Here is a 12,541-nt window from a genome sequence, read left to right on the forward strand (position 1 = left end):
GGCGCGCAGCGGGCGCGCGCCGCAAAAGGGGTCAGTTGAGCGTGTTCTTGTAGATCACGCCGTCTTTCATGATGAGGTCGAAGTTCTTTGCGGCATCTGCGACAAGGTCCAGATCATCAAGCGGGTTGCCGTCAACGAGAAGAATGTCGGCATAGGCGCCTTCCTCGATCACGCCGAGCGGGCCTTGCTTGTAGGGGTTCAGTTCGCCCGACATCTTGAGCAGTTCGGCGTTGTCGCAGGTCGCCATCTTAAGGGTTTCGTAAGGGGTGAACCATTTGCCCAGTTTGGCGAGGATGGCCCCCTGTTTCGCGGCCAGTTCCGCGCTGAACAGCACGTCGGTGCCGAAAGCGAACTTGACGCCGATTTCCTTGCCGACGGTATAGACGAATTCGGTACCGTTCACCACGGAATCGTATTTCGCCTGCTGGAACTCGTTAAGGGCCGGGGCGCTGTCATCATTCAGGAACGGCTGCATCGAGAGCCAAGCGCCTTCGTCCTTGATCCGCTGAAGCGTTTCGCGCGTGGAGGTGTGGCCGTGTTCAATGCTTTTCACCCCGGCATCCAGCGAGTGATTGACCGCAGCGTCGTTGATGGCGTGGGTCAGGACATAGGTGCCCCAGTTTTCGGCGGCCTCGACAGCAGCCGCCATTTCGGCCTTGGTGAACTGGATCGTGTGGATCGGGTCATAGGCCGAGGTGACACCGCCACCGGCCATCACCTTGATCTGGGTTGCGCCCTGCATCAAATTTTCGCGTACGCGCTTGAGCATTTCGGGCACGCCGTCCGCGATATAGAACATGTCCGAGGTTTCAAATGAGTGCAGCTTGTCCGGTGTCGCGGGCACATCGCGTGTCAGGCGGAAATCCTGGTGTCCGGAGGTTTGTGACAGCGCGGGGCCGGAAGGATAAATACGCGGGCCCACGATGGTCCCGTCGTTGGTTGCACGAGCGATGTCGAACATCGGGCCAGCCGTGTCGCGCAGCGTGGTGAAGCCGCGCATCAGCGCGTTCTTGCTGGCGCGCGCAGCCAGCAGGTTCCAATAGCCTTCGTTGGTGGTGAAAAGCTTGCCGATCGTGGCCTCGGCAAACACGCCGTGCCAGTGAGCGTCGATCAGGCCGGGCATGAGGATGTGGCCGTCGGCCTCGATCACGGTGGCGAAATCGGGGGCCTCGAGGTTGGGGCCGATCTTGGAAATCAGGTTGCCCGCGACATAGACGTCCTGACCTTCGAGAAGGTCGGGCGAACAGCCGGTGAAAATGCTCGCTCCTCGAATCAGAACGGCATTCGGCGAACCTTCTGCCCCGTTATCCTGGGCCGCCGCCGCAAATGGGGCAATCGCAGTTGAAATTGACAGAAGAGTCGTCAGAACGAAGTTGCGCATGGTATACTCCAGCTAAATCAGATTAGCTCAGCATAGTCCCAGCGCTTCGCTTTGTTTCGAAATTCGATATGCAAAAATTAAAATCCGAGACTAAAATCCTGCAAACTTCAATCCGCGAAGCCTATGCGTCTGGTTTGGTGGATGGAAAAATTGTGCAATATGGCAAGGGGTTGGACGTGGGCGAGTTGATTGTCGCAAAGTTCGGCGACTCACGTCTTCTGAGGCTGGGTTTCGAACCTCAGGCGCTCATAAATACAGCACAGCTCAGGCTGAACGCAAATTTCACGGTGCCCTATGACGCTGGCAGCCATTGGAGGATCAACGGCCATATCCTTGAGCGAGACACGTTCTTCATGAACCTGTTTTCGGATGAAAACGAGCTGTTGGCCGAAAGGCGCAAGGTGCTGTGTGGCCGTGTGCCGCTTGTGCCCTTCCTTGAGGAATTGGAGGCCCTGACCGGGCGCGACCTGCCGGATGGGCACAGTCTGACGCTTTTGTGCCGTTTGCCTGCCGCGCAATACAGGCAGCTTGTGTTCGAGATGGAACACATCCTTGAGCAGAGATGCATGCGCGGGGATGGCCATGGTGGCGCGCAGGCGTTGATCCGGTTGCTGGCGGCATCGGTGGCGGCGTCTTCGATCCGGGATGCCGATCAAAAGACACCGCTTCGCAACAAGGCGGCATTGGTCAGGCGTATCCGGGACTATGTCGATGAAAGAGATCCGGGAACCGTGTCCATGGCGCAGCTTTGCGCCGCGTTTTCCATGAGCGCACCCACGTTGATCAGCGTGTTTCGTGATATGACCGGGCAAACCCCGAACCGGTTTTTCATGCTGCAACGGCTTGCGCGTGCGCGTTCGGCCCTGGCCGGGAGCGAGTCAGGCGCCGCACCGGTCAAGGCGGCGGCGCTTGAGCAGGGATTTACCGAGCTGGGTCGGTTCAGCGCGCAATACAAGGCCGTCTATGGCGAGCTACCATCCCAGACCAATGCGCGCCTTTCGGGATAGGGCTTTGGGCGATAGTCACGCATGAAGGCTGGACAAACGAGCGGTGCTGGAAAATGTTGAGGGCGCTGGTGCAGACTTTGCCCGAGACAGGTTCAGGACATCTAATTCACATAAAATCACAGGCAGGCCATGTCATTTCTCAAAGAACCTTTCGTTCATTTTGCCGCCATCGGTATCGCCATTTTTGCATGGTTTGCGTTGGCAAACGCGGACGCGCCGCCAGAGCCGGAGCCGGATGCGAAGCGCATTCAGGTCGCACGACCCATGGTCGAGACGATGGCCGCCCAGTTCGAAGCCAAGCTGAACCGGGCGCCGACGGTTGATGAATTGTTCGCACTTGTCGAGAACTATGTGCAGGAAGAGGTGATGGTGCGCGAAGCGCGTGCGATGGGGTTGGATCAGGGGGACGGAATCATCCGCAACCGGCTGGTTCAGAAGATGGGGTTTTTGACCACGTCGCAGGCGCAGGCCATGATCCCCGACGATGCGACGCTGCAGGCGCATCTGGAAGAAAATGCCAGCCGCTACACCAGAAGCCCGCAGATCGCGTTTGCGCAATATGGCCTGCCGCGCGGCGCGGACAGCGCGACGATTGCAGCCGCTTTGGAGGTGTTGCAGCGGGGGGAGGACCCTGCGATGGCGCGCCGACAGCAATTGCTGCCGACCGATTTTGCGCTCAGCACCGACCGACAGGTGGACGGGGTGTTCGGAACCGGGTTCTTTGCGCAGGTACAGGCGCTGCCGGTCGGGGAGTGGGCCGGTCCGGTGATGTCCGGTTATGGGCCGCATCTTGTGCGGGTTTCGACGTATCAGCCGGGTGAACTGCCCCGCCTTGACGACATCCGGGACGACGTGCTGGCCGATTGGCGCAGGGCGCTGGGTGCCGAGATCACCGAAGCCTATGTGAAGTCGCTTCTGGGGCTGTACGAGGTAGAGCAGCCCAGCGCAGACGACATTGCGAACTGGATGTCCCAATGAGCCTTTTGCGTGCTTTGATGGTTTGTTGCCTGTTCGTGGTTGCGGCGACTGGTGCGCGCGCCCATGCGCTTGATCCGGGCTACTTGAGCCTGCGTCAGCTTGATGCGCGGGCGTGGCAGGTGTTCTGGCGCAAGCCGGATGTGCAGGGTACACCCATGGCGATCACCGCCCGGTTGCCCGAAGGCTGTGCGCCTGCAACAGGGCCGGCGCCGGTGTCGGACGGGCAGGCGTGGGCTTCTGGCTGGACTGCAATCTGTCCCGAAGGGATGGCCGGTCGGATGATCCGTATCGAGGGGCTTGAGCGGCAGGCCACGGATGTTCTGGTGCGTTTCGAGGCTCTGGAACAGTCGCCCGTGACGTTCCGGTTGACCCCGTCTGCACCGGAATTCGTCGTGCCGGAGGTGCAAACCGTGTGGGGGGTTCTGGGGACATACGGGGTCTTGGGGTTCGAGCATATTCTCGAAGGGTGGGACCACCTGCTTTTCGTGCTGGCCCTCGTGCTTCTGATCCGCGCGCCCCGGCGGCTTGTCGGTGCGATCACCGCCTTTACCGTGGCGCATAGTATCACCCTCGCGCTGGCGGCGCTGGGGCATCTGTCGATCCCGGGCCCGCCGGTCGAGGCGATCATTGCGCTTTCGGTCGTGTTCCTTGCGATCGAAATGCTCAAGCGCAACCATGCACATCCCCGGTTGTCCGAGCGGGCACCGTGGATGGTCGCCTTTGCCTTCGGGCTGTTGCACGGGCTGGGGTTTGCCGGGGCGCTTCGCGAGATCGGTTTGCCCGAGTCGGATGTCGCGGTTGCGTTGCTGGCGTTCAATATCGGGGTGGAGACCGGGCAGCTTGTCTTCGTGGCGGTCATCCTTGCGGCGATGTTTGTCGGGGGGCGGGTCGTGAACGGTATCGGGCTTGGCGGTCCGGCGGTGATGCGTCTGGGGGAGCGGGTCGCGGGGTATGGGATCGGTTGTATCGCGACCTTCTGGCTGGCTGAACGGGTCGCGGGGTTCTGAGGCGGGTTTGTCATGGAAGGGCAGGCTCAGCTTGCTGAGCCGGGCCCAAGCTCTGGCAGGGGCCGTCAGGCCCCGAAGAGGGCGGGAGCGCCTGCCGGTCGAGTGGGGCCCATCAGGAAATGTGCGCTGGCAGGTCACACATATTGATTTCCATGGCGGGTGACATTGGGGCAAGATTTCGGTCATGACGACTGACCTTCTTGCGGCGCTAAGCCTTTATGCCTTCGTTTCCTCGATCACACCGGGGCCGAACAACCTGATGCTGATGGCGTCGGGCGCAAATTTCGGGTTCTGGCGCACGATCCCGCATATGCTGGGGATCGGGGTCGGGTTCACGGTGATGATCGTTTTGGTCGGGGTCGGGCTAATGCAGGTGTTTGAGGCCTTTCCGGTGTCCTACACCGTTTTGAAAGTGCTTTCGGTGGCCTATCTGGTGTGGCTGGCGTGGAAGATTGCCCATGCGGGCGCGCCCGAGGCGGGGCAGGAGGGCGGGCGGCCGTTGACGTTTTTGCAGGCGGCGCTGTTCCAATGGGTCAATCCCAAGGCGTGGAGCATGGCGCTGACCGCGATCACGCTTTATGCGCCGGACCGGACGCTCTGGGCGATTGGCCTTGTGGCGGCGGTGTTCGGGGCGATCAACCTGCCGAGTGTGAGCTGCTGGACCGTTTTGGGCCAGCAGATGCAGCGGGTGCTGACCTCGCCCCGGCGGCTGGCGGTGTTCAACTGGAGCATGGCCGGGCTGCTGCTGGCGTCGCTTTATCCGGTGCTTGTGACGGGCTGAACCGGCTGACGCAGGAGCGTGCGGAGTTTTTCCGGGGCGGTGCGACGGGGGTCGGAGAGGTAGATTTCGTGATGCGGGCCGTGGAAGGTCAGGTTCTGTTCAGGCATCAGAACATCATGCAGATGGGCCAGCGTAGGAGCCTCGTCGGTATAGGGACCGATATGCAGGGTTTGCAGACAGTCGCCTTCGGTCCGGGTTTCATGGCGGAGTTCCGCGAGCGCACGTGTGTCGCTCCCCTTTTTCGAAAGCTTGGCGGCGGCGTTGTCGCGCGCGGTGTCGAGGTCGTCTTGTGTCACGTCATCGGGCAGGCGCAGTTGGGCAGTCCATTGCCATGCGCTGCGGGTACCGCTGACAAAGACCGAAGGGTCGTCGGCCCACCAGAGCGCCTCGAGCGGTGGAACGACAAAATCCGCGCCGCGCGCCTTGTGGGCGAACTTGATCGCATAGGCGACGGGGTAGAGCACCGCGAGGGCCCGGGCATAGGTCGGGCCGTTGGGATCGCCCTGACCAGTGATGCAGAGAAAGGTCATGGCGGGGATGGTGAGCCGGTCCCAGCGGGCTTGCTTGCCCGCATAGAACGCCTTGTCGCTTTTTTTGAAATCCAGCTTGCCGGTCATTGTTCCGGCTCCCTGAGGGGCAGGCAGATTTCGGTCATCAGGTCCCGTGGCGGAGTGGTCATCGGGGAGTTGAGCGAGATCTCGTAACAGGGATCATCGGCGGGCAGTTCGCCCGAGTGCGGCAGCCATGTACCGTAGAACATGTCATAGGCCTTGGGCAGTTCGGCATAGGGGCCCTTGAAGGTCATGACCGCAACGCGTCCGCCGGGAAGGTGGCGCTGTTCCAGCCCTTGTGGGCTCTCCTCGCCGCGCCATTCGGCCCCGGCAAAGCTGGGCAGGTCGGCTTCGGGTGTGATGCTGGGGTCGTCGTGATACATGCCGATCATGTGGCCAAGCTGGGGCCATAGGTTGCGCGATTGGGCCAGCGCGGAGAAGGCATCAAAGCTGCGTCCGATCTGGTTGTAGGCGCCGGTATGGGGCAGGCCGACAAGGGTGCGGGGCGGGTCCGTGCGGATCGTCACGGGATGCATGGCGGGGGCCTTTCTGGTACGGGTGAGAAGCGGCGTCAGGGGACCGCCATTTTTGCGAAAACTGCTGGGCGAAAGGGTGTATTCCGCGCGGAAGGCGCGCGAAAAGCTGCGCAGGTTGTCATAGCCGACCGTAGAGGCGATGTGATCCAGCGCCATGTCGCTTTCCAGAAGCAGGTTGGCGGCGCGGTGCAGGCGCACGCGGCGCACGGCCTGTGCACAGGTTTCCCCGGTCATGGCGTGAAACACGCGGTGCCAGTGAAACCGTGACAGCGCGGCGACGTCTGCGAGGCGATCCAGCGACAGGTCCTCGGCGGGGTTGTCGTGGATGTAGCGCAAAACGCGCATCAGGCGGTCTTCGTAGCTTTGCATTACAGTTTCCTTGTCACGTCCCAAGCCATGGCACAGGCCGATGTCACAAATCTTGCTGAGTTCATGGCGATCCCTGCCCTTGTCATCGGACCGTTGCAATTACCCTTGGTCAAGGTCATATAGCGAGAGAAATAAAGTCGTCCGGAGTGCCCAATGACCAACTATCTCGACTTCGAAAAACCGCTGGCCGAAATCGAAGGCAAGGCAGAAGAACTGCGCGCGATGGCGCGGCAGAACGAAGAGATGGATGTGTCCGAAGAGGCGGCGGCGCTGGACCGCAAGGCGGCCGCGCTTCTGGATGAGCTTTACAAGGACCTGACGCCGTGGCGCAAATGCCAGGTGGCGCGGCATCCCGAGCGGCCCCATTGCAAGGATTACATCGAGGCGCTGTTCACCGAGTACACGCCGCTGGCCGGGGACCGGAACTTTGCCGATGACCACGCGGTCATGGGCGGTCTGGCGCGGTTCAACGACAGGCCGGTGATGGTGATTGGCCACGAAAAGGGCAACGACACCAAATCGCGCATCGAGCGCAATTTCGGCATGGCGCGCCCCGAAGGCTATCGCAAGGCCATCCGGCTGATGGAGATGGCGGACAAGTTCGGCCTGCCGGTGGTGACGCTAGTGGATACGCCCGGCGCCTATCCGGGCAAGGGCGCGGAAGAACGCGGCCAGTCCGAGGCGATTGCGCGCTCGACGGAAAAATGCCTGCAGATCGGTGTGCCGGTGGTGTCCGTGGTGATCGGCGAAGGCGGATCGGGCGGGGCGGTGGCCTTTGCCACGGCGAACCGAGTCGCGATGCTGGAACATTCGGTCTATTCGGTGATCTCGCCCGAGGGCTGTGCGTCGATCCTGTGGAAGGATGCCGAAAAGATGCGCGAAGCGGCCGAGGCGCTGCGCCTGACGGCGCAGGACCTCAAGAAGCTGGGCGTCGCGGACCGGGTGATTGGCGAACCCAAGGGGGGCGCGCATCGGGACCGCGCGGCGACGATCAAGGCCGTGGGTGCGGCGATTGCCGGCATGCTCAAGGAAATGGACAACCAGGGGCCGAAAGAGCTGATCAAGGCACGGCGCGAGAAGTTCCTCGGGCTTGGCTCCAAGGGACTGGCGGCCTGACCCCCTGAATTGACAGGTCAGGGCGGCGCGCTACACTCGGACACCGAGAGGCGTGCCCGTGACCGATACACCTGCACCAGAAATCGTTGAGAGCGTTGATATTTCTGCGTTGTTTGGCCCCGACGGGGCGGCGCGGGACGCCTGTGTTGCGGCGCTATGGGATGGGTTGAGACGCACCGGGGCGGTGGTTGTCACCGGCTATCCGGATGCCGACAAGGTGGATGCGCGGGCGCGTGTGGGTCTCAAGGTATTCGACTTGCCCGAGGACACGCGTCGCGCGATCACGACGCGACATATGGCGCCGGAAAACAGATTCTACTATCGGGGCCTTTGGCCGCGCAGTCCCGAGCGGCTTTTGCAGAATGACTTCTATGACGTGGGGCCGGAGCGACCGGCGCCGGGGCCGGATCTGCCGGGGATGGAGATCCTGAGCGAGCCGACGCCTTGGCCCGATCCGGAGCCGGAACCGGGGTGGCGGGCAACCGTCCGGGCGCATTACGCGCATCTGAACCGGGTGGCGCAGGCCATGATCCTTTCCATCGGGCGGTCGGCGGGGTTTGACGAGGCGACGATCCGTGCCCGGTTCGAAGGGGATCATTCGACCCTGCGGTTTCTCAGCTATCCGGAGGGGGCGGCGGCGGCCGACCCGGCGGCGGGCGGTGCGGTTGTGTCCGCCGGGCGGCATACGGATGCGTCGGGCCTTTCGCTGTTGTGGCAGGCCGCGCCGGGCTTGCAGGCCGAGGGGCCGGACGGGGTGTTCCGGGATATCCCGGTCCGTGAAAATGCGATTTCGGTGCATGTGGGGGACGTTATGACCCGGCTGACGGATGGCGCGGTGCCCGCGACGCCGCATCGGGTGCTGAGCCGTCCAGGGCCGCGCCATTCGGTCGGGTTTTTTCTTGAACCGGCGCTGACGGCGCCGGTGACCCCGGCCAGTCACGGGCAGGCGACCGGGGTTCGCGAGACCTATGGCTGGCAATTGCTGCAAACTTTCGCCGCGCGGGCACAGTGGAAGGGTGTGATCGCGGACCCGGACGACACGGCATGAGCCATTGCGCCCGGCGGCGCGGCGGGTAGGCTGGCGCCATGCTGGAGATTCTGAAACATCGGGATTTTGCGCGCCTGTTCGCAGCACAGGTGGTGGCGTTGATCGGCACCGGGCTGTTGACCGTGGCGCTGGGCCTGCTGGCCTATGATCTTGCGGGACCGGCGGCGGGGGCGGTGCTGGGCACGGCTTATGCGGTCAAGATGGTGGCCTATGTCGGCTTGTCCCCCATCACCGGCGCGCTGGTGGCGCGGCTGCCACGCCGCGCGGTGTTGATCGGGATGGACGTGGTGCGGATGGGGGTGGCGCTGTGCCTGCCCTTTGTCGAGACCGTGGGGCAGGTCTATGGGCTGATCTTCCTGTTACAGGCGGCTTCGGCCACGTTCACGCCGACCTTTCAGGCGACGATCCCGGATATTCTGGAAGACGAGGGGGCCTATACGCGGGCATTGTCGCTGTCGCGCGTGGCGTATGATCTGGAAAACCTGCTGTCGCCGATGCTGGCCGGTTTGTTGCTCTTGGTGATGAGTTATCACGGTTTGTTCGTGGGGACGGCTTTTGGGTTTCTCGGATCCGCCCTGCTGGTGTGGCAGGCGCGGATACCGCAGCGTGGCAGCGATGTGCCGCGTCCGTTTCGCGAGCGGGTGACGCGGGGGATCTGGATTTACCTCAACACACCGCGTCTGCGCGGGTTGCTGGCCTTTAACATGGGTGCGGCGGCGGTCGGGGCCTTTGTGCTGGTCAACACGGTGGTGATGGTGCGCGAGACATATGGGTTGGGCGAAAGTGCGCTGGCCGTGGCGATGGCGGCGTTTGGCGCGGGCAGCATGGCAGCAGCGCTGATCCTGCCGGGGGTGCTGGAACGGTTGCGGGATCGCCGGGTGATGGCGTGCGCGGCGGTTCTACTGACGGTGCTGACCCTGGCACATGGGCTGTGGATGGCCATGCAGGGACCGCTGGCCTGGGGGGTCTTCCTTGGCGTCTGGGCCGTGACCGGGGCGCTCTATTCGGCGGTGCTGACCCCGTCGGGGCGGCTGTTGCGGCGATCGGCCCACGCCGAGGACCGCCCGGCAGTGTTCACGGCGCAATTCGCGCTGAGCCACCTGTGCTGGCTGGTGACATATCCGCTTGCGGGATATGGCGCCACCTATGGCTCGCTTTGGGGGGCGCTGGTGCTCATGGGGGCGATTGCCGCCGCGAGCACGGCGCTGGCGCTTTGGTTGTGGCGGGGGGAGCGCGTCGTGGAGCATGTGCATCCCGACCTGCCGGAGGATCATCCGCATATTCTGGAACATGGTGGACGACGGCATCGTCACGCGGTGGTGATCGACGATGAACACCGGGTCTGGCCAACACAGGGGTAGTGGGGGGCGCTGCCCCCCGTCGCAGCGGGGCTGCGACTCCCCCCGGGGTATTTGGGGAAAAAGAAAGAGGGGTCAGCCGGCGAGCAGACGCAGCCCCTGGGTGACATCCGAGCGCACCGCGAGGCGCAGGCCGGGTTCGTCTCCGGCGCGCAGGGCGGCGATGATCAGGCGGTGGTAATGCGGCGGTTCGGTCTTGCGCAGCCGGCCATAGAGCGCGCGCATGGTGGGGCCGAGTTGCAGCCAGACGGTTTCGGCCATGGCAAGCATCGCCGGGGCCTGGGCGCGCAGGTATAGCGTGCGGTGGAATTCGAGGTTGGACTGAATATAGCTGACCGCGTCGCGCCGGGCGACCGCTTCGGCGACGTTGCCGTTGATCGCCGTGAGTCGGTCGATCAGGGCCATGTGGGCGCGCGGCAGGGCGCGGCTGGCGAGTTCGACCTCGATCAGGGCGCGCAGGGCCGCAAGCTCTTCGATCCGCTCGGGGGTGAGTTCCGGGGTGGAGACCCGGCCGGAGTTGGACAGGAACAGCGCGCCTTCGGCAACAAGGCGGCGCACCGCTTCGCGCGCGGGGGTCATGGAGACATCGAATTCCTTGCCGATGCCGCGCAGTGTCAGGGCTTCGCCCGGAGAGAGGCGGCCATACATGATGCGCGCGCGCAAGGTGCGGTAGACGCGGTCATGGGCGGAGCTGGAAGGGTCCTGAGCGGAGCGGCCGGATGTGATCATGGGGTGAATGTGATCACAAAACCGCGCCGGGTCAATTGCGCGTTTCAGTCGCGGGTGAAACGGTACTTGTGCAGTTCCTGCCCCTGGTCGCGCAGCCAGCGGCGTGCCGTGTCATAGGGGCCGTGAATCCGGGTGACGGTGTTCCAGAAGGCGGGTGCGTGGTTCATCTCTGCAAGATGTGCAACCTCGTGGGCGGCAACGTAGTCGAGGATCTCGGGCGGGGCCATGACGAGGCGCCACGAGAACATGAGCGCGCCACGTGACGAACAGGAGCCCCAGCGCGAGCGGGTATCGCGCAGGGTGAGACGGGTATAGGGGCGGCCAAGCCGGGCGGCGTAGTGATCCACGGCCTCGGCAAGCCGGTGGCGGGCCAGTTCGCGCAGGTAGCCCTGGAGGCGCGCACCCACGTCGTCGGCTTTGCCGGGGGCAGCAAGGGTGTCGGCGCCAAGCACGACCGAGCGCCCGGTGCCGGGGACAACCTCGCGGGGGCGGCCGGCCACGGGCAGCGTGGTGCCAAGGCCGACGGCGATGCGATCCGGGCTTTTGGCCTGTTGCGCGCGCAGCCAGTCGCGTTTTTCAAGCGCAAAGGCGAGGGCTTCGCGTTCGGACACGCCGGGGGGGATGGTCAGGGTCACGGTGCCGTCGAGTCGCGACACGCGCAGGCTGATCCGGCGGGCGCGCGGCGCGCGGCGCAGATTCACCGTCAGCGGCGGCGATCCGGGGAGGATATGTTGCGTCATGCGCGCTCCTTGGCCGGTTGTCGCGTGTTACCCTTTGACACGCCGTTCCTGATATGGCAGGTGGCGCGGATCGTCGAGAAACAACTCACACCGAATTGAAGGGGATTACCCATGCCCAAAGAAGAATGGGGCGTCAAGCGCGTGTGCCCGACCACCGGCAAACGCTTTTATGACCTGAACAAAAACCCAATCATCAGCCCCTACACGGGCGATGTCGTGGAAGTCGAAGCCGGCAAGAGCCGGATGATCGCAGCTGATTCCGAGGATGCGGAAACCATGAAGGCAAAAGCCATGGCGTCCGATGATGCGGATTCGGTTCTGGAAGATGATGATTCCGTCGATCTGGACCTCGATGACGATGTTCTGGACGACGAAGAGGACGACGACATGTCGCTCGATGAGATCGCCGACGTTCCGAGCAATGACGACGACGAATAATTTTGGCGGGGCGGGATTTTTTCGCTTGATCCCGCCCCGGCGAGCGCCTAAATAGCGCGTCACAAGCTGACAAGCTTGGAAAATTTGGGGCCTTAGCTCAGCTGGGAGAGCGCTACAATGGCATTGTAGAGGTCAGGAGTTCGATCCTCCTAGGCTCCACCAAAACCCTACATACATTCCTGAAATGTTTCCAACGTGTTAAGCGGTAACCTGTTACCGTTTCGGCATCGTGTCACCGTTTTGGTAGAGGTCCGCGGTCACCTTCGTGTCACCACGGGTGATGTGAACGGAGCTGTTGGAGTTGTCAAAACATAGCTCGTACCAATACTTCGGACACGCTCGGAAAATCGGTCAATTTGAGGCCTCCGTCAGATATCCGAGTCGGCTTATGAAACAGGTACGAGTTCGAAGTGATGCGCATGGCGCTGAGCGAAGAACTGGTTTTCACAGCTACTTCAAACGCGATAGCCGACATTTAACATGCCCAACATTCTAGCCCGGC

13 protein-coding genes and 1 tRNA gene are annotated in these 12,541 nt (G+C 63.1%); 9 read left to right on the forward strand and 5 right to left on the reverse strand.

The features are described from left to right. Positions 1 to 31: 31 nt before the first annotated feature. Positions 32 to 1,381, reverse strand: a complete 1,350-nt coding sequence (locus BMZ35_RS10795; RefSeq protein WP_093093816.1) for a metal-dependent hydrolase family protein — start codon at positions 1,379 to 1,381, stop codon at positions 32 to 34. A gap of 68 nt (positions 1,382 to 1,449) precedes the next feature. Here BMZ35_RS10795 and BMZ35_RS10800 point away from each other — a divergent pair, with 68 nt between their 5' ends. The 4 genes from BMZ35_RS10800 (at position 1,450) to BMZ35_RS10815 (ending at position 5,154) form a co-directional block, all read left to right on the forward strand. Beyond that, complete coding sequence (locus tag BMZ35_RS10800; protein ID WP_093093818.1) at positions 1,450 to 2,388, forward strand: AraC family transcriptional regulator; 939 nt, start codon at positions 1,450 to 1,452, stop codon at positions 2,386 to 2,388. 129 nt (positions 2,389 to 2,517) lie between these two features. Continuing rightward, entirely contained in the window at positions 2,518 to 3,366 is an 849-nt protein-coding gene (locus tag BMZ35_RS10805; RefSeq protein WP_093093820.1) for a peptidyl-prolyl cis-trans isomerase, read from the forward strand. After that, a complete protein-coding gene (locus BMZ35_RS10810) occupies positions 3,363 to 4,373 on the forward strand; it encodes a HupE/UreJ family protein (RefSeq protein WP_242654760.1) in 1,011 nt (336 codons plus the stop codon). Before BMZ35_RS10805 ends, BMZ35_RS10810 begins: the two co-directional genes overlap by 4 nt. Positions 4,374 to 4,557: 184 nt before the next feature. After that, entirely contained in the window at positions 4,558 to 5,154 is a 597-nt protein-coding gene (locus tag BMZ35_RS10815) for a LysE family translocator (RefSeq protein WP_093093822.1), read from the forward strand. Here the strand turns inward: BMZ35_RS10815 and BMZ35_RS10820 are convergent. Next, positions 5,130 to 5,771 carry a GyrI-like domain-containing protein gene (locus BMZ35_RS10820; protein ID WP_093093824.1) on the reverse strand — a complete coding sequence of 214 codons (642 nt, stop codon included), beginning with the start codon at positions 5,769 to 5,771 and terminating at the stop codon, positions 5,130 to 5,132. The genes BMZ35_RS10815 and BMZ35_RS10820 overlap by 25 nt on opposite strands. Then, positions 5,768 to 6,610: an AraC family transcriptional regulator gene (locus tag BMZ35_RS10825; RefSeq protein WP_093093826.1), complete on the reverse strand. Its 843-nt coding sequence runs from the start codon at positions 6,608 to 6,610 to the stop codon at positions 5,768 to 5,770. Before BMZ35_RS10825 ends, BMZ35_RS10820 begins: the two co-directional genes overlap by 4 nt. 153 nt (positions 6,611 to 6,763) lie before the next feature. On the opposite strand from BMZ35_RS10825, the gene BMZ35_RS10830 reads away from it, so the two are divergent. The 3 genes from BMZ35_RS10830 to BMZ35_RS10840 are packed head-to-tail and all read left to right on the forward strand — an operon-like array spanning position 6,764 to position 10,135. Beyond that, positions 6,764 to 7,726, forward strand: a complete 963-nt coding sequence (locus BMZ35_RS10830) for an acetyl-CoA carboxylase carboxyltransferase subunit alpha (protein WP_093093828.1) — start codon at positions 6,764 to 6,766, stop codon at positions 7,724 to 7,726. Positions 7,727 to 7,784: 58 nt separating this feature from the next. Next, entirely contained in the window at positions 7,785 to 8,774 is a 990-nt protein-coding gene (locus BMZ35_RS10835; protein ID WP_165610054.1) for a 2OG-Fe(II) oxygenase family protein, read from the forward strand. Between the two features lie 38 nt (positions 8,775 to 8,812). Beyond that, a complete protein-coding gene (locus BMZ35_RS10840; RefSeq protein WP_093093832.1) occupies positions 8,813 to 10,135 on the forward strand; it encodes an MFS transporter in 1,323 nt (440 codons plus the stop codon). 72 nt (positions 10,136 to 10,207) lie between these two features. On the opposite strand, the gene BMZ35_RS10845 is transcribed toward BMZ35_RS10840, so the two are convergent. Together BMZ35_RS10845 and BMZ35_RS10850 are read right to left on the reverse strand one after the other, a co-directional pair. After that, positions 10,208 to 10,861 (reverse strand): GntR family transcriptional regulator, encoded by a 654-nt coding sequence (locus BMZ35_RS10845; protein ID WP_093093834.1) that lies wholly within the window; start codon positions 10,859 to 10,861, stop codon positions 10,208 to 10,210. A 44-nt stretch (positions 10,862 to 10,905) separates the two neighbouring features. Further along, entirely contained in the window at positions 10,906 to 11,601 is a 696-nt protein-coding gene (locus tag BMZ35_RS10850) for a M48 family metallopeptidase (RefSeq protein ID WP_093093836.1), read from the reverse strand. A gap of 111 nt (positions 11,602 to 11,712) precedes the next feature. On the opposite strand from BMZ35_RS10850, the gene BMZ35_RS10855 reads away from it, so the two are divergent. Together BMZ35_RS10855 and BMZ35_RS10860 are read left to right on the forward strand one after the other, a co-directional pair. Then, on the forward strand, positions 11,713 to 12,039 hold the full coding sequence (locus BMZ35_RS10855; protein WP_093093838.1) for a TIGR02300 family protein: 327 nt from the start codon (positions 11,713 to 11,715) through the stop codon (positions 12,037 to 12,039). Between the two features lie 86 nt (positions 12,040 to 12,125). Continuing rightward, positions 12,126 to 12,201: transfer RNA gene (locus tag BMZ35_RS10860), tRNA-Ala, on the forward strand. Positions 12,202 to 12,541 lie beyond the last annotated feature (340 nt).

The sequence above is a fragment of the Shimia aestuarii genome, from assembly GCF_900114635.1.
Classification (GTDB): Bacteria; Pseudomonadota; Alphaproteobacteria; order Rhodobacterales; family Rhodobacteraceae; genus Shimia; species Shimia aestuarii.